This is a genomic window from Vibrio sp. T3Y01, assembly GCF_013114525.1.
GTDB lineage: Bacteria > Pseudomonadota > Gammaproteobacteria > Enterobacterales > Vibrionaceae > Vibrio > Vibrio chagasii_B.
In genome coordinates this window covers 230,147-254,382 of the sequence record NZ_VTXJ01000001.1, presented here as the reverse complement: position 1 = coordinate 254,382, position 24,236 = coordinate 230,147, and the positions used below count along the sequence as shown (strand labels likewise).

Annotated in this window: 22 protein-coding genes; 13 read left to right on the top strand and 9 right to left on the bottom strand. The window is 43.8% G+C overall.

Annotation, left to right across the window (positions count from 1 at the left end; all coding sequences use genetic code 11):
• Positions 1 to 434: 434 nt before the first annotated feature.
• The 4 genes from F0232_RS01115 (at position 435) to F0232_RS01100 (ending at position 4,334) form a co-directional block, all read left to right on the top strand.
• Positions 435 to 785: a hypothetical protein gene (locus F0232_RS01115; protein ID WP_146107452.1), complete on the top strand. Its 351-nt coding sequence runs from the start codon at positions 435 to 437 to the stop codon at positions 783 to 785.
• Between the two features lie 95 nt (positions 786 to 880).
• Entirely contained in the window at positions 881 to 2,944 is a 2,064-nt protein-coding gene (locus F0232_RS01110; RefSeq protein ID WP_105058402.1) for a protein-disulfide reductase DsbD, read from the top strand.
• Positions 2,945 to 2,947: 3 nt separating this feature from the next.
• Positions 2,948 to 3,517 carry a protein disulfide oxidoreductase gene (locus F0232_RS01105; RefSeq protein WP_105058403.1) on the top strand — a complete coding sequence of 190 codons (570 nt, stop codon included), beginning with the start codon at positions 2,948 to 2,950 and terminating at the stop codon, positions 3,515 to 3,517.
• A gap of 97 nt (positions 3,518 to 3,614) precedes the next feature.
• Positions 3,615 to 4,334, top strand: a complete 720-nt coding sequence (locus tag F0232_RS01100) for a DsbA family protein (RefSeq protein WP_105058404.1) — start codon at positions 3,615 to 3,617, stop codon at positions 4,332 to 4,334.
• A 333-nt stretch (positions 4,335 to 4,667) separates the two neighbouring features.
• Here the strand turns inward: F0232_RS01100 and F0232_RS01095 are convergent, their stop codons facing one another.
• The gene (locus F0232_RS01095) at positions 4,668 to 5,687 is read right to left on the bottom strand and encodes a succinylglutamate desuccinylase/aspartoacylase family protein (protein WP_061032228.1); all 1,020 of its coding nucleotides are present in this window, start codon (positions 5,685 to 5,687) and stop codon (positions 4,668 to 4,670) included.
• A gap of 376 nt (positions 5,688 to 6,063) precedes the next feature.
• On the opposite strand from F0232_RS01095, the gene F0232_RS01090 reads away from it, so the two are divergent.
• The 3 genes from F0232_RS01090 to F0232_RS01080 all read left to right on the top strand — a co-directional run bounded on the left by F0232_RS01090 (position 6,064) and on the right by F0232_RS01080 (position 8,789).
• Positions 6,064 to 7,056 carry a porin gene (locus F0232_RS01090; protein ID WP_061032227.1) on the top strand — a complete coding sequence of 331 codons (993 nt, stop codon included), beginning with the start codon at positions 6,064 to 6,066 and terminating at the stop codon, positions 7,054 to 7,056.
• A gap of 155 nt (positions 7,057 to 7,211) precedes the next feature.
• On the top strand, positions 7,212 to 8,102 hold the full coding sequence (locus F0232_RS01085) for a DMT family transporter (protein WP_105058405.1): 891 nt from the start codon (positions 7,212 to 7,214) through the stop codon (positions 8,100 to 8,102).
• Positions 8,103 to 8,171: 69 nt separating this feature from the next.
• Positions 8,172 to 8,789, top strand: a complete 618-nt coding sequence (locus F0232_RS01080; protein WP_061032226.1) for a glutaredoxin domain-containing protein — start codon at positions 8,172 to 8,174, stop codon at positions 8,787 to 8,789.
• Between the two features lie 148 nt (positions 8,790 to 8,937).
• Here the strand turns inward: F0232_RS01080 and F0232_RS25170 are convergent, their stop codons facing one another.
• The 3 genes from F0232_RS25170 to F0232_RS01070 form a co-directional block, all read right to left on the bottom strand.
• Positions 8,938 to 9,072: a hypothetical protein gene (locus F0232_RS25170; RefSeq protein ID WP_004737777.1), complete on the bottom strand. Its 135-nt coding sequence runs from the start codon at positions 9,070 to 9,072 to the stop codon at positions 8,938 to 8,940.
• A gap of 242 nt (positions 9,073 to 9,314) precedes the next feature.
• On the bottom strand, positions 9,315 to 9,665 hold the full coding sequence (locus tag F0232_RS01075; protein WP_004737776.1) for a hypothetical protein: 351 nt from the start codon (positions 9,663 to 9,665) through the stop codon (positions 9,315 to 9,317).
• A 97-nt stretch (positions 9,666 to 9,762) separates the two neighbouring features.
• Positions 9,763 to 10,968 (bottom strand): multidrug effflux MFS transporter, encoded by a 1,206-nt coding sequence (locus F0232_RS01070; protein ID WP_105058406.1) that lies wholly within the window; start codon positions 10,966 to 10,968, stop codon positions 9,763 to 9,765.
• A gap of 107 nt (positions 10,969 to 11,075) precedes the next feature.
• On the opposite strand from F0232_RS01070, the gene F0232_RS01065 reads away from it, so the two are divergent.
• Positions 11,076 to 11,972 carry a LysR family transcriptional regulator gene (locus F0232_RS01065; RefSeq protein ID WP_004737774.1) on the top strand — a complete coding sequence of 299 codons (897 nt, stop codon included), beginning with the start codon at positions 11,076 to 11,078 and terminating at the stop codon, positions 11,970 to 11,972.
• Between the two features lie 105 nt (positions 11,973 to 12,077).
• Positions 12,078 to 13,922 (top strand): bifunctional diguanylate cyclase/phosphodiesterase, encoded by a 1,845-nt coding sequence (locus F0232_RS01060; RefSeq protein WP_105058407.1) that lies wholly within the window; start codon positions 12,078 to 12,080, stop codon positions 13,920 to 13,922.
• Positions 13,923 to 14,068: 146 nt separating this feature from the next.
• Here the strand turns inward: F0232_RS01060 and F0232_RS01055 are convergent, their stop codons facing one another.
• From F0232_RS01055 to F0232_RS01045, 3 genes are all read right to left on the bottom strand, one after another.
• Entirely contained in the window at positions 14,069 to 15,361 is a 1,293-nt protein-coding gene (locus F0232_RS01055; RefSeq protein WP_105058408.1) for a peptidoglycan DD-metalloendopeptidase family protein, read from the bottom strand.
• A 342-nt stretch (positions 15,362 to 15,703) separates the two neighbouring features.
• Complete coding sequence (locus F0232_RS01050) at positions 15,704 to 16,003, bottom strand: isoamylase early set domain-containing protein (RefSeq protein WP_004737771.1); 300 nt, start codon at positions 16,001 to 16,003, stop codon at positions 15,704 to 15,706.
• Between the two features lie 123 nt (positions 16,004 to 16,126).
• Complete coding sequence (locus tag F0232_RS01045; RefSeq protein ID WP_061032222.1) at positions 16,127 to 16,780, bottom strand: hypothetical protein; 654 nt, start codon at positions 16,778 to 16,780, stop codon at positions 16,127 to 16,129.
• A gap of 32 nt (positions 16,781 to 16,812) precedes the next feature.
• Here F0232_RS01045 and F0232_RS01040 point away from each other — a divergent pair, with 32 nt between their 5' ends.
• From F0232_RS01040 to F0232_RS01025, 4 genes are all read left to right on the top strand, one after another.
• A complete protein-coding gene (locus F0232_RS01040) occupies positions 16,813 to 17,295 on the top strand; it encodes a GFA family protein (RefSeq protein WP_171730540.1) in 483 nt (160 codons plus the stop codon).
• 152 nt (positions 17,296 to 17,447) lie between these two features.
• Complete coding sequence (locus F0232_RS01035) at positions 17,448 to 18,122, top strand: YoaK family protein (RefSeq protein WP_061032221.1); 675 nt, start codon at positions 17,448 to 17,450, stop codon at positions 18,120 to 18,122.
• Between the two features lie 228 nt (positions 18,123 to 18,350).
• The gene (locus tag F0232_RS01030) at positions 18,351 to 19,721 is read left to right on the top strand and encodes a YjiH family protein (protein WP_105058409.1); all 1,371 of its coding nucleotides are present in this window, start codon (positions 18,351 to 18,353) and stop codon (positions 19,719 to 19,721) included.
• A 435-nt stretch (positions 19,722 to 20,156) separates the two neighbouring features.
• Positions 20,157 to 22,028 (top strand): methyl-accepting chemotaxis protein, encoded by a 1,872-nt coding sequence (locus F0232_RS01025; RefSeq protein ID WP_061032220.1) that lies wholly within the window; start codon positions 20,157 to 20,159, stop codon positions 22,026 to 22,028.
• Positions 22,029 to 22,158: 130 nt separating this feature from the next.
• On the opposite strand, the gene F0232_RS01020 is transcribed toward F0232_RS01025, so the two are convergent.
• Together F0232_RS01020 and ppiC are read right to left on the bottom strand one after the other, a co-directional pair.
• Entirely contained in the window at positions 22,159 to 23,544 is a 1,386-nt protein-coding gene (locus F0232_RS01020) for an alpha-amylase family glycosyl hydrolase (RefSeq protein WP_061032219.1), read from the bottom strand.
• 273 nt (positions 23,545 to 23,817) lie between these two features.
• Complete coding sequence (gene ppiC, locus F0232_RS01015; protein WP_081090320.1) at positions 23,818 to 24,147, bottom strand: peptidylprolyl isomerase PpiC; 330 nt, start codon at positions 24,145 to 24,147, stop codon at positions 23,818 to 23,820.
• Between the last annotated feature and the right edge of the window lie 89 nt (positions 24,148 to 24,236).

Genomic DNA, 24,236 nt, shown 5'->3' with positions numbered 1-24,236 from the left:
AGCTCCCAAGTGAATGATTGGGCTTTTTTGTACCCGAAATCATCGCAAGCGTTTGTTAGCAGCACCGTAAAAAGAAATATTAAAAAAAGATCAGATTCTTATGAACTTAACTCTAATCGCGGTGCCTTAACGTCTAGGTTTGGGGGTGATGTACCTTTGGGCTTTGACAGTTTTATGACTTGTAGCACGAAGCAAAGTTATCTAAGCTAGCCGCCATGAAATGAGCTGTTTGATTACTCGGTGAGTAAAGATAACTCGTCAATTTAAAGACCAAGACCCGATATTAACTGATTCTATTACTAATTGATTTGCTAAGCACACCTAGATTCTTTTTATCTCAACAAAACCGCCAACAAAAGCAATCGCTTTGGGCGCTTTTCCTTACCGGACTGGTTATTATAACCTGTCTGGCGAGTACGCTGTCTGCAAATAAAGTGACGTTTTCCAACTACTCTGTTAGTCAATCAACACGCCTTGGTACTGAAAGCAGTGACCCGCAAGCCTCTACGGCTTCGTCGGAAAAAATGTCTGAGCTTTATTCCAGTGTATTCGGTTCTCAAGCATCTAAATCACTGTCTGCGCCAACTTCAAGTGCCTGTGACCTGAGCTCCCAATTGCTCACCTTCGCGACACCTAAAACTGGCTGGCTGCTCCCTTTTATTCTTCTGATCGCTGTAGCATTCAGCCTTCCACCTCACATATCGAGATTATCTAGAGACAATCATCGCTCTGCTCGACCAACAAAGCACCGCTTACACTTAAAGCACTGTATATTTAGAGAATAAATAACCGGGCCATTACACCCTTTTATTTATTTTTTGGAGATACATTTGTGTACAACACAGTTCTAACTAAGTTTGCCGATTGTTTGGCATTCTGCATGCGTACATGCGCGAAAACTATAGTCACTGCACTACTGCTAATGACGTCATTCACCGCTCTGGCACAAACGACCGGCTGGCTAAGCGTGCCTGAGCATCCGCCTGTAAAAATGCGCATGATGTCGACTGGTGAGCAGTCGGATGACGGTTCTAAGGTTCAAACCGTTCTTGATGTTGAGCTCGACGGTGATTGGAAAACCTATTGGCGTAGCCCTGGAGAGGGTGGCATACCGCCGAGCTGGGACTGGTCTGGTTCAACCAACATCAAGTCAGTGGAATGGCATTGGCCGATTCCTAAGTATTACGAACAACTCGATGTGATGACGCTAGGCTACAAGCATCATGTGAGTTTTCCGATCACGCTGACATTGAAAGACAACACGCAACCAGCATTATTCAGGGCGTCACTCACCTTTCCGTCTTGTACCAATATCTGTGTCTTAACCGACTACGACATTGAACTGCCGATCGATCCTCACTCCTTACAACTTGATGAGCAAGCCATGTTCTTGTTCAACCAAGGCATGAGTCAGTCCCCACGTGAAGCCAACCGTACCTCAGTCAATGGACTATTTTGGGATAAAAGCAAGCAACAACTGGTAACGCAACTAACTAGCAAAGAAGGTTGGGATAAACCACAAGTGCTTATCGATGGACAAGAGGTTATTGATGACTTTTTCGCTCAACCAAAGATCCATATTACCGATAATACTCTCACGGCTGTTTTCGATGTCAGTAATTGGCTTGGTGAAGTCGACTTAACGGATCGCACGGTGAGTGTCACAGTATCGGACACGAACTTTGCCGAGGAGATGACTGCGCAAGTGGGCTCAGACCCGATAGCTTATCAAGAGAGCAGTAACGGCTTTATCGCGATGATCGGTTTTGCCTTAATTGGTGGCTTGATCTTGAACATCATGCCATGTGTGTTGCCAGTATTAGGAATGAAGTTAAACAGCATCATTCAAAACCAAGGTGCATCAAATCGTCATATCCGACTTTCGTTCTTTGCTTCTGCTGCCGGTGTTATTACTTCATTTGCGTTGCTCGCTCTTGGTATGACGCTCTTAAAAGTAGGTGGTAATGCGATTGGCTGGGGAATTCAATTCCAGAACGTTTGGTTTATCGGATTCATGCTCATCATCACCTTGCTGTTCTCAATTAACCTATTGGGTTTATTTGAGTTCCGACTGCCTTCAGGTTTAAACACCTGGATGGCAACCAAAGGGGACGATTCACATTCGGGTCACTTCGTTCAAGGCATGTTTGCAACGCTATTGGCAACTCCATGTAGCGCACCATTCCTAGGAACGGCTGTCGCTTATGCGCTTGGTGCTAGCTACCAAGAGTTATGGGCTATCTTCATCGCTCTCGGTATCGGTATGAGTGCACCTTGGCTGGTTTTTGCTGCCTTCCCACGTCTAACCAAGCTAATGCCTAAGCCTGGCCCTTGGATGTTCACAGTTAAGTTGATTTTCGGCTTAATGATGTTCGCTACCAGCCTATGGTTAACGAGTCTACTGAGCCCATTCATTGGAAAATTCCCAACGATAGTGCTTTCTGTTTTGATCCTAACAACAGTATTGATTTGGATTGGCAAGAAGCTCGGCACTAAGGTACTCGCTCCTATCATGGCGACCACGACTCTAACGTTTGGTGCTGCGCTCATCATTGGTAGCGTGACAGCTGATAACTGGGCGACCCCGATTGTCGATGACCTACCTTGGCAGAAATTAGATGCTAAACAAATTCCTCAGTTAGTTGAGGAAGGTAAAACGGTCTTTGTTGATGTGACCGCAGAATGGTGTATTACATGTAAGGCGAACAAAATCGGCGTCATTCTTCAAGACCCTGTTTATAGCCATCTGCAACAAGAGAATATCGTTCTAATGAAAGGCGATTGGACCACTCCAAGCGAAAGTGTCACCTCATACCTGCAAAGTAATGGCAGATATGGCGTGCCATTCAACATTGTGTATGGCCCAAGTTACCCAAGCGGTATCCCTCTTCCCGTGATCCTCAATAGTGAAACCGTTGTTCAAGCCATCGATGCAGCGAGGTAGTTGATGAAGACTCAAAATAGTGCAAAGAAACCAGATACGACGGAAGACGACTCTGTGAAAAGCGAAACCCAAAAGCCAAGTCGCCTCAAAAAATGGGGAAAGGAGCTCGTTTCAATGATACTGATCGTTGGTGTGGTTTCCTTTGCGATGGATTTTTATCACAGCAGAAGTATGCCTCAAGGAGACGCGGTTCCAATCGTTGGACAGTCAATCCAAGGCGAAGATATTGATGTTATTGAGCTAAGCAAAAACGGTAAGCCTGTCATCGTCTATTTTTGGGCAACTTGGTGTGGTGCATGCAAATTTGTTAGCCCAACCATAAATAGCTTCAATGACTCCCATCAAGTGGTCTCTGTAGCGCTTTCATCAGGCCCCAATGAACGAGTTCAACGCTTCATGGACGCCAAAGAGTATGACTTTCCGGTGATCAATGACCTTTCAGGACATATCAGTAGAGACTGGGGAATCAATGTCACGCCAAGTATCGTCATCATCAAAGACGGAAAGATTAGCAGTATCGCAACAGGCGTTACTTCTCCAATCGGACTTTGGCTAAGAACTTATTTTGCATAACTTATCTGCAATTAAGTCAATTTAAACCAAATAAAGAACATTAACGCGAGCGCAACCCAATAGGCGCTCGCCATTACAAGAATTTGAGATTATTAACATGAAAAAACTTCTGATTAGCACTCTGATTTTAGGCTCACTAATGAGCACAAGCGCTTTCGCAGAACTAAGCAAAGAACAAACACAGCAACTTGAAGAGATTAACCAATTCCTCAAAGAGAACCCTTCTACAATTTCGGGTCTACACACCAGCTTAGAGCAGTATGTTGCAGGACAAGCACAAGCAAAGAAAGCCCAAGCAGAAAGCCATGATTGGCTGTATAACAACGATACCCATCCAATTACTGGAAACCCGGATGGTAAGTCGGTGATCATTAACTTCACCGACTACAACTGCCCATTCTGTAAGCGTTTAGAAAAAGGCTTAGTTCAATTAGCTTCAGAAGACAGTGATATCAAGGTCATCAATGTTTACCTGTCGTTCAAGCAGCAGCAAGTGAGCGGTCTTAATACCAATGCGGCATTATATGCGATGAAAGTATGGAAGGATAAGCCAGAAGCTTTCCCGGAAGTTGATCGACTATTGATGGCGAAAAGTGGTATCCACACCAAGTCATCACTGCAAGCTGTCGCGAAAAAAACGGGAACAGAAGCACAATTAGAAACTACACCTGATCAAAGCCAAACACTGCTAACCAACCACCAAACGTTTAGTGCACTTGGTTTAACAGGCACACCAACATTGATGATGAATGGACAAATCTTACCAGGGTATGTTCCTTACGATCGCTTAAAAGAAATTGTGGATGAGGCTTTTTAATCACGCTAATAAGTAAAGATAAAGCCACCCATTAAAAACCCCAAAAGCCTAATTGTTTAACTCACAGTAGGCTTTTTTGTTTATCAGTATTTGATCGCAGCGGTTAGAGGTCATGACTGTAAGGTCATCATTTTGAAATAGAAAAACACTCTAAGTGTCACCGTCTCGCAATGGATTCTTAATCTATTCTCGTTAGCCTAAAAGCAGTTCTGTCGAAGAGTGCGAAGACGTGTCAACTCGAGACAACTGTCCTTTGACCGAGCTTGGCTCGGTCTTTTTTTAGGTGTTTCAAAGGTGATAGAGCAAGTGCCTAAAGGTGAAAGTCGATAGGAGCTAACTCAATAAACGACAGACAAGCGCACCTGGTTCTCTCAGCGCATCCACGTTATAGCTAAGGACACGTCCAGCAGATGGCGCATGATAACGACGGCACTCATTACCAAACGCATCATATTGAACAGCCAACAAGTCATCCTTATCTACACTTTGTAGAAGTTCAACTTGAGGCAGCACAAATCCACCAATATCAGCACGAATCGACACCACGTTGTTGCCTTCAACCCAATCCATGCCAGGTAACTGCTTGTTTATCTGGTCACAGGCTTGATCAGATTCAAACATGTCATAGTAAGAGAGCATATTAAATACGCCGTCAACCGCTCTTTGAATCATATCGGGCTGAGTAAACTTACCCATCCCTACTTCAACCGTAATACTTGGAATTCCACTTCGATTCCAGACCGTTTCAAGAATGCCGGGATCGCCGGGATCATTGAGCACGCAGTCTGGCTGCATCAGTCTCGCCATCTCTAAACATTGGTCAATTCTGTAATCCGCAAATACATATAGCGGGTATACCGCACCACGAGTTTGGGTATGTAGGTCGACGGCGAAAGTAGCATTGTGCTTGAGTAAACGCTCCCATAAAGAAGCAACAAAGCGCTCGGCTGCCAAGCCATGTGGGTCTCCGGGGAAAAGTCGATTAAGGTTGGCAGGGCAAGAACCTGGGTCCGAAGAGATGAAGTCTCGGCTATGATTCAGTAAACCTGACAGATTCACCGTTGGTACAACAGTCACGGTTCCTTTTAGCTCTTTCCCCACTAAGTCTCGGATAATTTGCTGTGCAGCCAGCACACCATTGAGTTCATCACCATGGATACCAGCGGTGATCATCAACTTAGGTCCATCTTGGCTGCCTTTAAAAACAGAGACCGGCATATTTTTTGGTTGTCCTAATCCATCGCTAGTGACTTGAAACCAAAACTGATGCTCTCCAATCGGCAAGTCCTCAACATTCAAAGAGCCAACAACCTGCCTACCTTGTAAAACATCGCCTAAGTACTCTGTTCTCATCCAACTTCTCCATGCTTTTGAACAAAATCTATTCTGTTGCCAGTTTTTGCATCATAGAGGATATCGTAACCAGTACAAGCAGTTAATCAGCCAAAGAGACGCTACTCGTTTGCTCTCCCTTCCCACTTCCTCAATTTATCTTTCAGATTGAGACCGCCCCGGTTACCACTCTCCAATTACTCTATTTGGATAACTATTCACTAATCACTCAACCAGTTGAAACAAAAGTGCAATAAAATCAACACTTAAAAAAGTTCCCTATTCACTGAAATGTAATTTTATAGAAATGAAAGCTTAATTTAGCTGCTCTAAATTAGCTTCATATCGAAACGGAGAGCACTTCGCTCACGGATTTTAAAATACAAGGTAAGTGATTATGAAAAAGGCAGTTCTAGCTTCTGCAGTGGTAGCAGCACTAGTTTCAGGTTCATCTCTAGCAGCTACCGTTTACAGCTCTGACGGTACTGAGCTTAAGATTGGTGGTCGTGCGGAATTCCGTGGTGACTTCATTGGTTCAGGTGGTGCTGAAGTTGAAGGTACAATGGAAGATAAAACTCGTTTCCGTTTAAACCTTGGCGGTAAAACAGAACTTACCGATACGGTTACTGCATTCGGTTTCTACGAAGCAGAGCAAAGCACTGGCGATAGCAAGTTTGATAACCGTTACATGTACGCTGGTGTGGATTTCGATGGACAAGCAGTTTCAGTAGGCCGCCAAGACATGGCTTCAGTCATTGTATCTGACTTTACAGATATCACTGAGTTCTCAGGTGTTCAGCAAGTAATCGATGCAGCTTCAGATAAAGAAGATAGCGTATTTGCATACCGCGGTGGCTTTGATGCCCTTCAGTTAGAAGCAACTTACCAAGCAAATAGTGAAAAAGACACTGATGGCTACGGCATCTCTGGTGTTTATTCATTGCCAATCGGTCTAGACCTTGGTCTTGCATACTCTGGTCAGGATCTAGGTGCGGGTAAAGGAAGCGCAAACCAAATCCTTGCTGGCCTAGCATATTCACTAGATAACCTTTACCTAGCAGCAACTTACTCAACGGGTGACTTAAACGATAAAGCCGTTGGCCCTATCGCTGAGTCATTCACTGCAATGGAATTCGCAGCACAATATAAAATCACTAAGCAGGTTTCTGCTGCAGCAGTATACACATACCAAGAAAATGAAGCGGCAAACGGTTCTACAGCCGACTCTGTTGATGGTATCGAGCTTGTTGGCTACTACAAACTAAACAGCAACTTCCGTACATACCTTTCTTACTACATCAATGGCTTAGATGAAGTGAAAGACGTAACTACAGGACTAACAACTGAAGGTGAAGATACGCTTCGCCTAGGTGTTCGCTACGACTTCTAATCTAAATTTACTTTAGGTAGACACTAAAAAGGTTGGGCAATTGCTCAACCTTTTTTCATATTCGAATATTCTGACCAACTTCATCAATGCTTTTTCTGGTTAAGTGGTGCTAAATCCGTATCATAGGCAAACCACATCAAATAATTAGAAACATCATGTCACAACACCATCCGATCCAAGGCGCTAGCTGGATGCTTACTGCAGGCTTAGCCTTTGCCGTAATTAACAGCCTGACTCAAATTGCTAGCATTCATTTCGGACTGACTTCTACTGCCGTTGCCGTCATTCAATACGCCATCGCTTTATTAGCCATTCTTCCCTACTTGAAAACACTAGGCATTCGCCGTGCACTCCAAACCGACAACCTCAAACTGCACGTGTTTCGTGTCTTTTTATCGGTCATTGGTATCCAGCTTTGGATATGGGCGCTCGCTTACCCAGTGCCGATTTGGCAAGGTATCGCCCTTCTCATGACGTCACCCTTGTTTGCGACAATAGGCTCAGGATTATTCTTAAAAGAAAAAGTTGGTGCTGCACGCTGGGGAGCAACATTAGCGGGCTTCATTGGTGCAATGATCATTCTAGAACCGTGGGCGGAAGACTTTAGCTGGGCAACCTTATTGCCAGTTGGCGCTGCATTCTTCTGGGCGTGCTACTCGCTGATGGTAAAGAAGCTCTCATCACAAGATAGTCCGTCAACTATGGTGGTCTATCTACTGTTGTTGATTACACCATTCAACATCATGTTAGCCGTGCCAGACTGGCAAACACCGAGTGGCGTTACCATATGGGGTATTTTAGCCGTCATTGGTGTTTTAACCGCCCTCGCACAATGGGCCATTGTAAAAGCTTACTCAGTGGCTGATGCATCCTTTGTCCAACCCTTTGACCATGCAAAATTACCTCTAAATGTGCTTGCTGGATGGCTAGTTTTCAGTTGGGTACCGCCAGGTCGTCTATGGTTAGGTGCGGCAATCATTATTGCGTCTGTCGCCTTCATTACCCACTGGGAAACAAAAAAACCAGCTAAAACGAAGAAAATTTAGAAGGTTTGAAATAAATAGTTCTGCTGTCCGTTCTATATTGATAAGAGAATTTGAAGCGAGGTCGTAACCATGAAGAAACCAATCAAGATTACACTATACCGTTGGGCAGGCAGCTGGGGTCCATTTAAAGTAAACATCCCATGTGGAGAATGTACCCTTACCAAAGACATTCTGAAAGACACCTTTGAGAATGAACTGGCAGATGTCGATGTCGAACTAGAAGTGAAAGATTGGTTGTCTCACTGGTGGGAGCCTCTAAAACTTGGGGCTTGGCATGCTCCTATCTTAGTTGTGGAAGGCAAGGTAGTAAGCCAAGGTGAAGCGCTCAACCGTGGTGTACTCGTCCAATCTGTAATCCAAGAGTGGACGAAACGAGACAGCCTAAAAGGCAACATTGTTTACGGCAAAGCGACCTGCCCTTACTGCGTAAAAGCTAAAAAGATGCTAGATGAAGCAGGTGTCGAGTATACCTACCATGATGTGGTTAAAGACAGTGCAGCTCTGTATCGAATGATTCCAGAGGTAAAGGCACATATTGGTGAAAAAACGCCAGTGACCGTGCCTCAGATCTGGCTTGATGGTAAGTACATCGGCGGGGCTGATAACTTGGAAGCTTGGATGAAAGAAAATGGTCTAGATTCCATTCCAAACAATGTGGTCGACTTATCCAATCAATCAGCAGGCTGATCTTTCTTAGACAATTTCAGTCGCCCATTAATGTTTTTTGTGTCCATCCACAATAGAACAAAGCGATAACATCACCTATCGCGCATACGAAAAAGGCCTTAAACTTCAATGAGTTTAAGGCCTTTTAAAATTCCGTTTTGAAAAATGCTTACTTAGCCATTTTCTTCATCATTCGCTTGATGAATGATGCTTTTTTCGGCTTTGACTTGCCGTACATTGCTTCGTGCATCATGTTTTTTGCTGCCATTTGACCAAGGTATGCGTGGCCTAGTTCGTAGTTCATGCTTATCTCCGCACATAATCAACTTTCTTGTGCGAGGATTTTACACTTAACACTTACAAAAACAAGATCTAAATCACACTTTATTGCAAGTCACCTATTTTTATTACAACACACCTTTTATGCGTAAGAGCGGCTTGAGATATTCACAAAAAAAGCAGCTCAAGTGAGCTGCTCTTTATGAATGTTTTGCTTTACAACAGCCGTTTCAAACTATCGCTATGGCTGTTAGCGACAACGAACGTTTAGCTACGCTTTGGCTGTCGGTAAGTTTTACCAGCAATTTGATAAGTCTCTTTTTGCTTTAGTTCGAACATTGTTTCAAAGAACCAAGCGGCAAATTTGATCAAGTCATCGCCTTCGTTCATCACATGCTCAATGTACTCTTGCTCTTCGCCTTGTTCATTTTCTTGAAGCGTCACGTGGTAAATGCGCTTTTCGCCTTCCACTTCAGCTAGCGCAAATTGACCAGTCAGTGATGCGGCAGCCTCAGCGACTTCAGTATCCTCATTGGATTTTAATAGCTCAAGTGCCTGTGGCAGGCCATCTAGTGCGCAGATAGCTTTTACCAGTACTTCAAATTCATTTTGCTGCATTTTTTATTACCTATTAAATGGACGCCGGTATTGTAGAAAACCATCTATCCAAATACAACGTCTTAAAGGTCGTATACACAAACATCAACACAGGAAACTAACTGTATTCGACTTCGGTATCGCTAAGCTTCTTTTTCATTCGTGTTGAAGACCACAACACCGAGCCCATACCCGCGCCGATCACCAGGTAAAACACACCAAGTTGTAGATGAGTCGTTACCCAACTCTCAACCAAGTACCCGCCTAACAGACCCGCTAAACACATTTGAATAGACCCAGATAATGCAGATACCGCACCCGCTTGTTTCTTATGTGGTTCCAACAACATACTAATAGAAAGAGGGAATGAGATGCCCTGTGCAATGGTCAGCCAAGTAAACGCCCATACTAAGTTAAAGATGGTTAATTCATGTGTCAGCAACCAAGCTCCAGACGCTAAGATAATCAAGATCGCAAAGCTCATTAATTGAGGTGTACTAAAACGACGATTCAGAACATTCAATGCCACACTGCCAATCAGCAAGCCCGCCGAAGGCACAATCATCAATGACCCATATTCCGCAGTTGTCAGCCCCAATTGCTCCTGCATTAAGAATGGGAACAAAGACAACGACACCAAACTTGCCATGTAGCTCATCCAGTTGTAACTGGCACTACTCAACACTTGTCGATTCGTTATCAAACTTCCGTAGTTCTTGACGACTTGGCTTACTTGGAAACGACTCTTGCTATAGGGGAGCGTCTCGTGAAGAACAAAATAGCCCAGAGTGAATATCGCGAGTAAATAGAGCAAAACAAACATGAACACCGCTTCCCAACCAAGGTGGAATGAAATCCAGCCACCAAATACAGGCGCTATGATTGGCATGATCGACGCGGTAATTGAGATGTAAGACAAGGCTTTCGTAAGCTGAGCGCCATCATAACTATCGCGAAGCACGCTACGCCCGAGCACTGAGGCACTACCTGCCCCTAAGCCTTGTAACAAACGGCCTACTTCTAGTGCTGTCATGTTGTCAGAAAAGACCACACAAACAACAGTACCAATCAAATAAACACCCTGACCTAACAAGAAGATAGGTCTTCGTCCAACTGCATCAGACATCGGTCCGTAAAATAGTTGAGATAAACCAAAGCCCACTAAAAATAGTGTGACGAGCAGCTGTACATCAACCTGAGTGACACTTAAGTCAGCAGCAATCAGCGGCAGTGATGGCAGGTAAATACTGACACCCACTTGCCCAGTAGCAATGATCATCATTGCCAACAGTAATGGTGTTTTTTTAAAGATCGATTGGCTCAAAAAATTTCCTTTTCGTTTGTTATTTGTTCAAAGATGAGTTTACATTCAGAGCCAGCAATTGATAATTAACCAAATTGGAATTTGATTAAGTCCCAACAGGAAAGAATATGGATTGGATACTTAACGTAAAAAGTTATGTAAAAGTGGTGGAAGAAGGCAGTTTTAATGGTGCTGCACGTAAGCTTAATACCACCAGCTCTGCGATCAGTAAGCGGGTGAACTGGCTTGAAGAGCGTATCGGAACTCAGCTACTTAAGCGTACGACTCGCTCGATTAGCCAAACCGAAGCAGGCGCACTCTTTTACCAACGAGCCAAAGATCAGCTCGATAACTGGCAGTCGATCATTGATGAGACCCGCTCGGTTAACCAGACCCCCGCAGGCCTATTAAAAATTGGGGCAACCATAGCGGTTGGGTCTAAATTTCTGGTCCAACACATGGACGATTTCTTAGAAAAGTATCCAGACATAAAAGTACAGCTGATTACCACCACTTCAGGGCAGCTGCCTGAACTTGGCTTAGATCTGGTAATAAGTCGCGAGCTCGAGCAACTCAACTCGTTAAGCTTTAAAAAAACACCTTTGTTCGAGCACAAAGCGGGTTTCTATGCGGCTCCAAGCTACTTGGCGAAACATGGCTACCCAAGCTGTGAGCAAGATTTAGAGCAACACAATTCGCTGATTTGGGGTGAGCGCCCTACTCGTGAGGTTACCTTAACGAAAGGGCAAAGAATTACATTGAATGGAAACTTTGCGACAACCAACCCTGAGGCTCTATTTCACGCGGCCAAGCGAGGCATGGGCGTGTTATTGACCATCAAAGCCATGATCAAAGAAGATCTAAAACAAGGGACATTAGTTCCAGTATTGCCAAATATCACCGCTGATGAGGTGATGGTTTACGCTTACTACCCTAAGCTTGATTACTCGCATACACGAACCAAACTGTTTTTGGATCACCTTAAAGATAGGCTAGACAAAGAACGTAGCACTCAGATTTTGTGAATCTAATCACAAATAAATTTGAAAAAATATGCATCGAGGACAATAATAAACAAGACACATATCACAATTGTACGCGGTGATTCTGGTTAACTATGGATGGTGACTATGACTCAACATACACAGAACGGCATAATAAACACAGAGCGCATTGGTCGCTTATTGAAGTTGGAAGGTGTCGACCTTCTTGAGTCTGCTGTGCTCACCTTACACCAAACCTTTGATACGCAGTACACCAGCATCATTGAGAAGAAGTACTTTCCAGACCAAATCGTTCCTCTCGTCATCGCGCACTCTGATCATGTTTTACACGATAAGATAAATGCACGTCACGGACATATCTACCAGCAGGCTGTTAATCAAAAACACCCGGACTGTTCGTTTGCTCAATATGTTGTTCAATCTCTACCTACATCGGCCTTTCGGCAGGAGATCACTTCACAAAACTCTATCGCGATCCCGACTCGTACTCAGAGTGGTGAAGTGATGGGCGTACTATTTTCAACTTTCACGTCACCACTTAGTCCAACTCAGCAACAAGAGGTCATCAAACATCATCAGTTATTCGCTGACATCATTATCCATACATTAAGGGAGATGTGGTTCAACGACCGTTCTGAGCAACTGGTGAATCAACTTAGCTATGAAGTCTCGCACGACAGCTTAACAGGCTTACTCAACCGTAGCTGCTTGTCAGATACGCTAGAGTCAATCACTCAGCAAAGCGTGACGCCCTTTTCTGTTGCCTTACTCGATATCAACAGCTTTAAAGCTATCAACGACCAGCACGGAAACTATATTGGTGACAAAGTGCTACAGTTCGTTGCTGAGACGTTGCGCCGCACCTTACCTGAGAACAACCTTACATTTCGTACCGCAGGCAACGAGTTTGCTTTCATCACCTACCACTCAGACCCAATCGCCATTTGTGAGCAAATACTAGCGAAAATCAAACACGGCTACTCAAGCGTCGACATCAAGATCGATTTTGAGGTCAGTATTGGTATTGCCCGCTCAGAAGGAGACAACAAGGATGTCGAGCAGATCATCTTCAACACCAGCTTAGCTTTAAAAGAGTGTAAACAAAGCCCCGATACCCATATTCAATGTTATGACACCCATCTAAGGTTTCGCTACCAAAGAAAGGCGGAGCTCATTGCCGCACTGCGAAGTGAACTTGAAAACCCTATTTCCAATAACCTAACGCCAGATGGCAATGGCATGTACGTGGTTGCCCAGCCTATCGTCGGCCAGGGGGAAAAACGTTGGGAATACTTTGAGGTGCTGACACGCTGGAAAACCGCTCAGCATGGCGATATTTCTCCAGTGGAGTTTATTCAAGTAGCAGAAGAGTCTGGATTGATTGTTGAATTGGGTGAACGCATCATCGAGTTAGTGTGCCGTGCAAAGAAAACGTTAGAGCAAGGGCTAGGCTATAAAATCAAGCTCGGGATAAACTGCTCTGCCCACGAGCTTACCGACTCTAAACGTTATATCTCTTACCTTACTCGAACCATTGAGCAACATCACTTTGCAGCAAACGAGTTTGTTATCGAGCTAACCGAGACCGTATTGCTATCACCGACACAAGAGACAAAAGCCGCACTTAACTACCTCAGAGAGCAAGGTTTTACTATCGCTTTGGACGATTTCGGTACTGGCTACTCCAGTCTGAACTACATTCACAGCTATCCGATCGACTGCATTAAGATTGATGCTACTTTTATTCGCAATTTGCTGACTAACTCCACCTCGGAGAGCGTCGTTTGGTTGATTGTCCAACTGGCGCATCGACTGGATGTGTCACTCGTGGCTGAGGGTGTTGAGAAACGGGAACAGTTAGAAAAGTTGCACGCAATGGGGTGCGACAAGATCCAAGGATATCTCTACTCTCCACCAATGAGACCAGAAGCGATTGTCAGCTACCTGACACATTCTGAGCCACTCGCTTGAGCATACCTAGCGTAGAAAAAGCCCCTAGCCTTGAGAACAAAAAAGCCGCGATACATAGCCTTATAATTCAAAATTAGGCTCAATATCGCGGCTATTTCAATAGTGTGGTCTTAAAAAACTTACTAATGACGACTAAACGTCATTCATTAACTCTTGTTTGATTGCGCTTCTAATTCTTGCTGTAGCAAGGCATCCGCTTCGTCTCTCGCCGCGATAAACGTTGATTTTTCCTTTTTCGGCACAGAGTCTGCCATTGGAATATTCGCTTTCATCGCATCGACAGGACGACCACGTTCAATCAGTTCGTAATGAAGGTGTGCGCCAGTAACTCGACCCGTTTTCCCTGATAACCCGATACGTTGGCCACGAGAAACTGTTTGGCCTTTACGAACTAGAATCTTGCTTAAGTGCAGGTAACGCGTTTTATACGTACTACCGTGTTGAATCACTACGTAGTTACCTGCATAAGGGTGTTTACGCGTCATGATCACTTTGCCGTCACCGGTTGCCTGAACTGGCGTACCAATCGGCGTTGCGAAGTCAGTACCGTTGTGAGGTGAAATTCGGCCTGTCACAGGGTGCAAACGCTTAGGGTTGAATTGAGAGCTTTGACGCCAGCTGCTGCTTACCGGATAACGCTGGAAAGCACGTTGCAAGCTATCACCGCTTGCATCGTAGTACTGCCCATCAGTATGTAAGTACGCAGAAACAACGCGGTTCTTGTTGATGATCTTAATCGCTTCAATTTCGCGCTTGCCAGTGGCAACACCATCGACAAACTGTGCTTTCTGCAGCACTTCAAACTTATCGCCAGCACGTAGGTCGCGGCTAAAGTTCAGCTTATCTTTTAGCAGCGTAACAATGTGGTCGATCTCAAGGCTATTCAAGCCAAGTTTGTTTGCCGAAACAGAGAAGCTGCCTTGAATGTCACCCACTAAAGGTTTTTGCTTCCACTCACCAGGAATCGAGATGTCTTCAAATTCATAAGAGCCATCTTCAAGCAGACGATAAACTACCTTGTCGGCAACGCTGAATTGAAGTTCCATTTTAGAAAGATCGCCAGTCGCTTCATCACGCCAAAAACGTAACGTATTACCAGGGCGAAGCGTGTCGAGTGCAAGGAAGTTTAAGTCGGTTTCCATCACACTCATCATCGATTTGTAAGAGAAACCAAGCTGAGTGAAAATGCTACTTAAGTTGTCACCAGTTTGAATTTGATACTCAAACGTTGGCGGTTCAATAACCACAACAGGAGAAGATGACAAGATAGACTCAATCACAGTTGAGTCAGGTAAATTTAAATCGATCGTTTTGGTCAGATTCGATTGTGACGATTGCAAAGCAACACCAATTGCTGCAATAAGTGGCAGTCCTAAAATCGCAACTTTTTTTACAGGTGAAAGCTCAGCAAACGGAGAGGAAAATATTTTTGAATACACGGTAAACAGGTCTTTCTACGACATAAAGGCATAGGATATGCTTTTCAAACGCATAAATCATCAATGCATTGTCATAATATGACGCGAATCTTGCTCAGTATCGCTAAGTCATTGAGTTGCCGTGACTGAAACCGTGCTTATCTTAAAATAAAATTAACCGCTAAATTTGAAAATAAAAAAGCAGAAACGGCTAGCTTCTGCTTTATATTGATTTACGTTATTCCGTTTCGATTAATTAATAACCGGAGCGAATTCGTTGATGGTTCCAGCGAATAGCCTAGTGCACTTCGGCGACTCTACCAACCAACGTTTGGTAAAAATACCAATTTCAAAAATGAGCGATTAAGCACTCACCGTCGACACTAAACAGTTGTCTTCACCAAACTCATTTGGGATGTAACGATCGGCATTAGCATCGTTTACCCATTGCTGGTCGTCAACAAGGTAGCGGAATTGAAACTCGCCATCTTTAGGCAGGCGAGTTTTGAATTTGTAAACCTTCCCCTTCGCCAACTTTTTCATTGGTGTTGCTTTCCAATCAAGAAAATCAGCAACGATGGATACAGAATTCGCTTCTTGAGCCTCTAGCTCAAAAGTCACTTCCACTTCATCTTTCGTTTTAAAAAAACGTTTATTAATCATTCGCAAGCTCCATTTGTAAAGTAAGCAGACACAAAGCTATGAGTGTCTAAATTTCATTCATCTACCTAAGATAATATGTAATTTGGCTCACATAAACAACAGATCCTCACATTAACGAAAACGTTATTGCTTACCAATTGATTGCGTATCAAAAGAAAAACTCATTAACACCTTTTCAGATGGGGCTTCTACAAAAGATTGTTCCGCAGAATGCTGAGTAAAACCGATAAAACCTTCCCCGTTTTGTTTACCTTTTGCTTGAGTGACGTCCGGCTGAGCAACCTCTAAAGTTTGAATTTGTACGCGATCACCAAGGAAAAGTTGGTCAACCAATACCACGCGGCTACGCTGTTGATCATGCTTAAATAAACCTAAGTAATAGAAGACCCCGCTGCCTTGGTTAGATACCCACATTGGCGCAACGAAAATGTTGGTATCTCCCAATTCAACACCCAACAACTTTTGAGTATCTACCGTCACCACACCTCGCTCCACGCCCGAATCGTAGCGACCAGAGGCCAACGACTTAGCTTCATTGACTTCATTAATAAAGGCGTAAGCGTTCGTTTCAGGTACTTTGATTGTCCATGGGTTGGTCGTCTTCAAATCAAACACGGTTTCAACAACCGTGTCATAACTCACTTGAGAAGAAGGGAACTTCGCCAAGATCTCTTCATCAGTTAAACTGAAGCGGTATACGCCCGCCACCACCACGACAACCAACATCACAATTGGAATCAGTAAGATCAGGGGAATTGGTAAGATTTTCTTTTTCATGAGCAATTTTATTCTTTTGTTTTCATCCTGTTGTGCAGACCATAAAGGGCTTTAGTATAATTATCAATACAGGGCTAATCAGAACTGGAGCACGGATGGATATCAATCATAGTAAAGATAAAAATATCAGAAGTTGCGAATGTCGCTGCGGTGCGGTCAATCTCGTGTGTAGAGGAGAGCCTCAACGAACCTCTGTCTGCCACTGCTATGAGTGTCAAAAACGAACCGGCAGTGTTTTTGGTGTACAAGCTCGATTTCTAACAGAGCAAATTTCCTTGAGTGGAGAGGTAACCTCTTTTTCACGCATAAGCGATACTGGCAATGAAGTTACTTATCAATTCTGCCCTAAATGTGGCACTACTATGCTGCTCCAATCCGTTGCTGCCGCTGACTTTTACATCATCCCGCTTGGATTGTTTAAAGAACAAGACTTTCCGTTACCGAGCTTTTCTGTCTACGAAGAACGTAAACACGGTTGGGTCAAATTTGACCATCAAATGAGCCACTATAATTAGTAGCTTTCATCTGCCCAATATTGCGATTACATTTGCAAAGAAACTAACTGCAATAGTGTTGCCTAAGATCAAATATCCAAGCCCCACAGCGCTAGCGTATCTTTTCGCTAGCGTTATAATTTGCCCCTCTTTTTCAACCCAAGGTGAACAACATGATTTCTAAGCTACCACGTTGGGTTGAATACGGGGCTCTCCTACTAGCAGCCCTTGCTGGCAGCGTGAATGCTATCGGACTACTTGGCTTTCAACACCAAGCTATTTCGCACATTTCAGGTACGGTCTCTTTATTGGGGAGTAGCTTGCTCACTCCAACCTCTGCTTCAGTACATCTATTACTCGTCATCATGAGCTTTATGCTAGGCGCTGCTTTCAGTGGTTTTTTCATTGAAAACCAGGCTCTAAAATTAGGTCGTCGATACGGCGTTGCTCTGTGCATTGAGGGTGGCCTACTATTTTTAGCATTATGGGCACTGCTACAAGGCTACACATCCGGTCAGTACTTTGCTTCCGCGGCATGTGGCCTGCAGAACGCAATGATCACTACCTACAGTGGCGCCATTATCCGTACCACACACATGAGTGGGATCATCACGGATCTTGGTATCATGATTGGCGCGCGCCTCAAAGGTATGCCCTTTGACCGCCGTAAAGCCAAACTGCTGATGTTCATCGTCATGGGTTTTCTATTTGGCGGCTTAACGGGTGCTTGCTTATTCCAGCGCTTTGAAATTCTCGCTCTGGCTTTCCCTGCCTCTTTTGCCTTTTTTATTGCGTTTAGCTACTGGCTCTACCTGTCCTATCGAACTGATACATCAGTGAATTTATAAAAAACTGGCAATATATCCTCAAATTACGTAACATCCGCAACACTTTATTCTAAACTCTTAATGGTTAGCAGAATAACCAGCATGAATATTTAGCGATATTTGATGAATAGTATTGCAAGCAATATTAATACTGGGTAATCTTGCATCCATTAAGAAAACACGGACGTTTAGTGAATAAAAATGCCAAGGAAGTGGCTTTTTTACGTGTAGAAATTCGAGAACAATAACATGTCTAACAACACGAATACTGCTCAAACAGAGAAATCTAAAGGCAGTTTCTGGGTTTTCCTAATCCCATCATTGATTGGTTTATTCCTTTTCATGGCTCCAATTAGCTACCAAGGCGATCTCACTATCCCTGTTGCTATCCTAGCCAAGTCAATTCAAGCAGTTTTCGGTGAATACCTAGTCTCAATTATCACTGCAATCGTCGCTTTCATGTCTGTAGCTTCCGTTTTAAGCACCATTTTCAAGCCTACATTCATCACATCGAATTCATTCTTAAACGGTCTTTTCAACCCTTCTCCCCTGTGGTTGTTGGTTCGTTTGATTGGCGGTGCAGCAGCGTTCATGGCGTTCTTCCAAGTAGGTCCTGAGTTTATTTGGGAAGAGAACACCGGCGGCTTAGTGCTAGAAGGCCTGCTGCCTACACTATTTTCAGTGTTCATTTTTGCTGGCCTGTTACTGCCTCTTCTACTTAACTTTGGTTTATTAGAACTGTTCGGCACACTACTAAGTAAAGTCATGCGCCCTATCTTCAACCTGCCAGGTCGTAGTGCTATCGACTGTATGGCTTCTTGGTTAGGTGATGGCAGCGTTGGTATCCTGCTGACAAGCAAACAGTACGAGAAGAAGTTCTACACACAGCGTGAAGCTGCGGTTGTAGGTACGACTTTCTCAGCGGTATCTATCACGTTCAGTCTTGTGGTTATTGCTCAAGTAGAGCTAGAGCACCTGTTCTTACCTTTCTATGCAGCAATCTGTCTAGCGGGTATCGTTGCGGCGGTAATCATCCCTCGCCTACCACCTTTGAGCATGAAGAAAGACACTTTCATCGATGGCAGCAAGCCAGAGAAAGATGCAGATGCAATCCCTGTAGGTCACTCAACGTTCTCTTGGGGCCTTGAGCTAGCAGTAAACAAAGCATCACAAGTTAAATCAGTTAAGTCTGTATTTAGCGAAGGCGTTCGTAACGCAGTGGACATGGTATTTGGTGTACTACCTGTGGTTATGGGTCTTGGTACAATGGCGTTGGTCATTGCAGAATACACTTCTGTATTCTCATTCTTAGGTCAACCTTTCATTCCGTTCCTTGAGCTATTAGGCGTTCCTGAAGCGGTTGCAGCATCAGAAACCATCGTGGTTGGTTTTGCAGACATGTTCATCCCAGCGATCCTTGCAGCGTCTATCGATAACGAAATGACTCGCTTTGTAATTGCAGCAATGTCGGTAACTCAGTTGATTTACATGTCTGAAGTTGGTGCTCTACTTCTAGGTAGTAAAATTCCTGTCAATATCGCAGAACTGTTTATTATCTTTATTCTGCGTACATTAATTACACTTCCAGTTATTGCAGGCGTTGCTCATCTAATATTCTAAATTAGATACTACTTATATAATTAAGTAAGCAACCCGAATTATAAAGCCTCACTTTTGTGGGGCTTTTTATTGTCCAAAATATGGGCAAATTATAAATTCAAACCCATTTATGTTTAAAAATGGCATATCATTTAAGTTCATATCTTTTATCTAAAATGCCTACCGTATATAGAAAACCAAACGCATAAGTGCAAAATTAATACATTTTTAATTTCATCTTAAACACCCAGTTTGCTTATTCTTCAACTCATTGAAGCAATTACTAAAAGTAACAAATATGTGATTTAGTGAATTTTGTATTGTTTAGATTGTTGTATTTTTGTAGTCTATTTTGTGAATTTACATTCAAGTAAATTTCCATCCTGTCGATACATATAAATACAAAAACACAATTAACTTTAGTCTTCGCAAAGCCTGTGAGAAGGGGAAAATTCAATGAAATTTAGCCATAAGGTGGTTGCTGCATCATCAGCCTTGCTGCTAGTGACAGTATCATTGCTTTCAATACAACAACTTTACACTGTGAGAAGTGCTGTACAAAACAACGTTAATGCGAGCCTAGAAGAAATGGTATCTGGTGTAAAAAACACCGTAGTATCAGAAATGAACGCCAAAAAAGCATTGGCGCAATCGACGACTGAAGTCATCGAGATAAACCCTCAAGACCGCACCTACGTTAAAACTATTCTAGAAAAACCAAAACTGAAAAACAGCTTTCTAGCGGTTGGTTTTGGTTATGAAGCAAACGGTTTCGTTATCGAGAATGATGACGGTTGGGAAGCAGGTCCGGATTACGACCCTCGAATTCGCCCTTGGTATATTGATGCTAAATCCCAAAACAGTTTAGTTGTTACCGCTCCTTATGTGGACGCATCAAGCAAAAAAGTAATTATTTCGGTTGGTACACCAGTTAAAGATAACGGACGCTTCACAGCAGGTATGTTCTACGATTTGGAGCTTACAAACCTGGCAACCTTGGTTAACCAAGTAAACTTATTCGATGCCGGTTACCTATTCCTTGTGACTGCTGATGGCACAACGATTGCCCATCCAAACGCTGAGAATAACGGCGAAAAGCTTTCAAGCTACATGCCACAAGCAACCATTCGCGAAGGCTCTCAAGAGATCGAAGTCGACGGTAAGATGTTCCTAGTTAACTTCACTCATATCCCAAGTGAAGATTGGTACATTGGTGCCATCCTTGATGAAGAGATCGCTTACCAAACGGTCGAAGACTTGAAAAACAGCTCAATGATCTATTCTTTGATCGCTGTGATTCTTAGTATCGTTGCACTCACGGTTCTGATTCGTGTGCTAATGCGTCCACTCGATGCTCTTAACCAAGCGATTCAAGACGTGGCTAGTGGCCAAGGTGACCTAACTAAGCGTCTAGATACCAATACAGATAAAGAGTTCTCTGACCTAGCGAAAGGCTTCAATACCTTTACTGAAAACCTACAAAATCAAATCATTCAATCGAAAGCGATTGGTGTGGAGATTAAACGTGGTACTGAAATCACAGTAAAAGGTGCTGGAGAATCAGCAAGCGCGATGAACACGCAACTGCAAGAGCTAGAACAGCTAGCGACCGCAATGAACGAAATGGCAGTAACGGCAACAGAAGTAGCCAACAATGCTCAAGGCGCAGCGGCAGCAGCTCGTGAAGCCGACGACGCAACACTAGACGGTACTTCTGTAGTAAGTGAAACTACTCAAGCGATTGATAACCTATCTGAGCGTATCGACCAAGCAGTCGCTGAAGTACAAGTTCTAGAATCAGCAACAGCTAACATCGAGACAATTCTTAAAGTTATCAACGATATTGCTGACCAAACCAATCTACTGGCACTGAACGCGGCAATTGAAGCAGCACGTGCGGGTGAGTCTGGTCGTGGTTTCGCAGTCGTAGCCGATGAAGTTCGAACTCTAGCGCAGCGTACTCAAGAGTCGACAACTGAAATCCGCAACATGATTGAACAGCTACAAGCCGGTGCTAGCTCAGTATCTAACGCGATGAATCAAAGTAAAGATACTGCCACTGATGCCGTTGAACGTGCTCAGCAAGCAAACTCTTCACTGGACCGTATCCGTGACGCGATTCAGCGTATCTCTGATATGAACATTCAAATTGCTTCAGCAGCAGAAGAGCAGAGCTTAGTAGCGGAAGAGATCAACAACAACACAGTTAAGATCAAAGACCTTTCAACACAAGTGTCGACTGCTGCTCAAGAAGCGAATACCGCGATGCAAGTACAAACCGACAATGTTCGCCAGCAAGACGAGCTATTGAATAAGTTTACGGTGTAGTTACTTTTGACTGCTAGGAACTAGTTTCTTAGCTTCAAATTAAAAAGGCCCGCTACTCACTCGAGTATGCGGGCCTTTCTTTTGGTCTTTTCATCTTCTGGCTGATCTATTGATCTTTATGAGGCTCAGATTAGTTGGTTATCAACATCATGCATTGATTAGGTTCAACCTTGATCGTAACGGTGTTATCAACACACTCAATCACATCACCGGACAATAAATCCGTTACAGGCCCAGTCCAAGTCAGCGAAGCCGTTTTGCTGCGCTTCGACTTGTTGATCACAACAATGCCTTTGTCTCCACGAACAAACACCATTAAGTCATCATTTGCTTCAACCACACGCATCGCTTCACCATGAACATGATTGTGGAATTGAATCATGCTTTTCATGTAAGGCGCTTGCCAATCATTGAGCCAACGAGGCTGACCATTCTGATCCAGGATACCACTTGTGCTTAATTCACTGTAAACCAGTGGTACACCGCCATCTCGACCAAGAATGAAGGCATGAGCCAAACGCTCGTCCACTTCATCCATTACATGCTCCAAAAACACCTCGTTGTTTGGAATGTCATGAGTTACTGCAAAGGTTATCGCTCTCATGTTCGACAAAGCTTGCCCAAAACAGTACGGGTTAATCAAAGATTTAAAACTGCCCTGCTCTTCAAAGGCTTTGAAGATAGTATTGAACAGTGGGAAATCGTAAGCTCCTAAACGAGTGTGCTTTAGGTAGGGCTCAAGAAACAGTTGGTACTCTTCCTCTGTCGCGCCACCATCGGTGATGATCTCACCAAAGATGTGCATTTCTTCGCAGATATCATCCGTCCACACTTTGCGCAAGTGTGACAGTGTCATGTGCTTTGCAGCATCAATGCGGAAACCTTTCACACCAATCGCTTTCATAGCTTTTAGGTAAGCTCGCTGCTGTTCAACCACATTGTCGTTGTCTAACAGGGTTGGTAAGCCCGGATCGCTGGCTCCGCCAGTAATACGTCCATTCTGCACTTCCCATGTGTCTTTCCAGTTTTTGATTCCAAACGCTTCTACGAAGTCATTTTCATTAAATAACGACTCAGAAAGATCACCAAACAAACGGATAGATTCATAGTATTCAGGGTCTTTTTGGTAAGACGCCATATCTTGTTCATTTGGATAGGTCAGATCACTGCGGATGTCAGACTCGTTTGCCATGTGGTTGAACACCACGTCCACATAGGTACGCAGCCCATGTTGCTTTAACGTGTCTACCATCGCTTTAAAATCTTGTGTGTCACCCAACTGATTATCAATCACACGATAATCTTGTGGCTGATAACGTTGCCACCATTGAGTGCCAGACGCTCTATCGGCGCCCTTAGGGCCGCGCAACGACTTCATCGCTGGTGAAACTAAAACTGATTTATAACCCAACTCTTGGATCAGTGGGGCGTTCTTCATTACGTCAGCGTAGCACCAGTCAAAGGCATGCAAAATAACATCTGTCGCTGGGTTGCTTAACATAGCTGAACTCTCCATGTTGTTCTCCTACCAAACTCGTTTACAACTTTCTAGATAAGGCAAAGGCTAAAAGGCAAAGCTGCTTAAATTTCCTCAAGAATGGTGTTTATTATATGAGTTACTCATTAAAAACCCTCATCCTCCTGCCGATTAGTCACGGCGGATAGTTGAGGGCGTAGCAACAATTATCGCATAACGTCTGGGATGAATACTCAGCCATTATTCACTGATAAGTTACAAAAAAGGAGCGTATATACGCTCCTTTCTATTCCATCTAACACATATCTTACACTAGGTTCTATAAAGAACCTTAACCACGTGCCAGCCGAATTTCGTTTTAACAAGATGTGGGACCAGCGTCTCGCCAGAAAAACAAACCTTATCAAACTGAGGCACCATTTGACCTTTTTGGAACTCGCCTAAATCGCCGCCCTTTTTGCCCGATGGGCACGTTGAGTGCTTCTTCGCTAATGTTTGAAATTTAGCGCCCTTTTTTAGCTGTTTAATGATGTCTTCTGCTTGTTCTTTGTGCTTCACCAAAATATGAAGCGCTGCTGCTGTTCTTGCCATGATAACTCTCAGTTTGTTGCTGTCTGCTTGCCGACTTGCATTCGTCGACAGCGAGTATTTAGCGTGATTTTAACCCAAGAAACACCATTCTTCACTCAATAACCGAAAACAACCGCCTTAAAGCCCCTAAAAACAGTAGA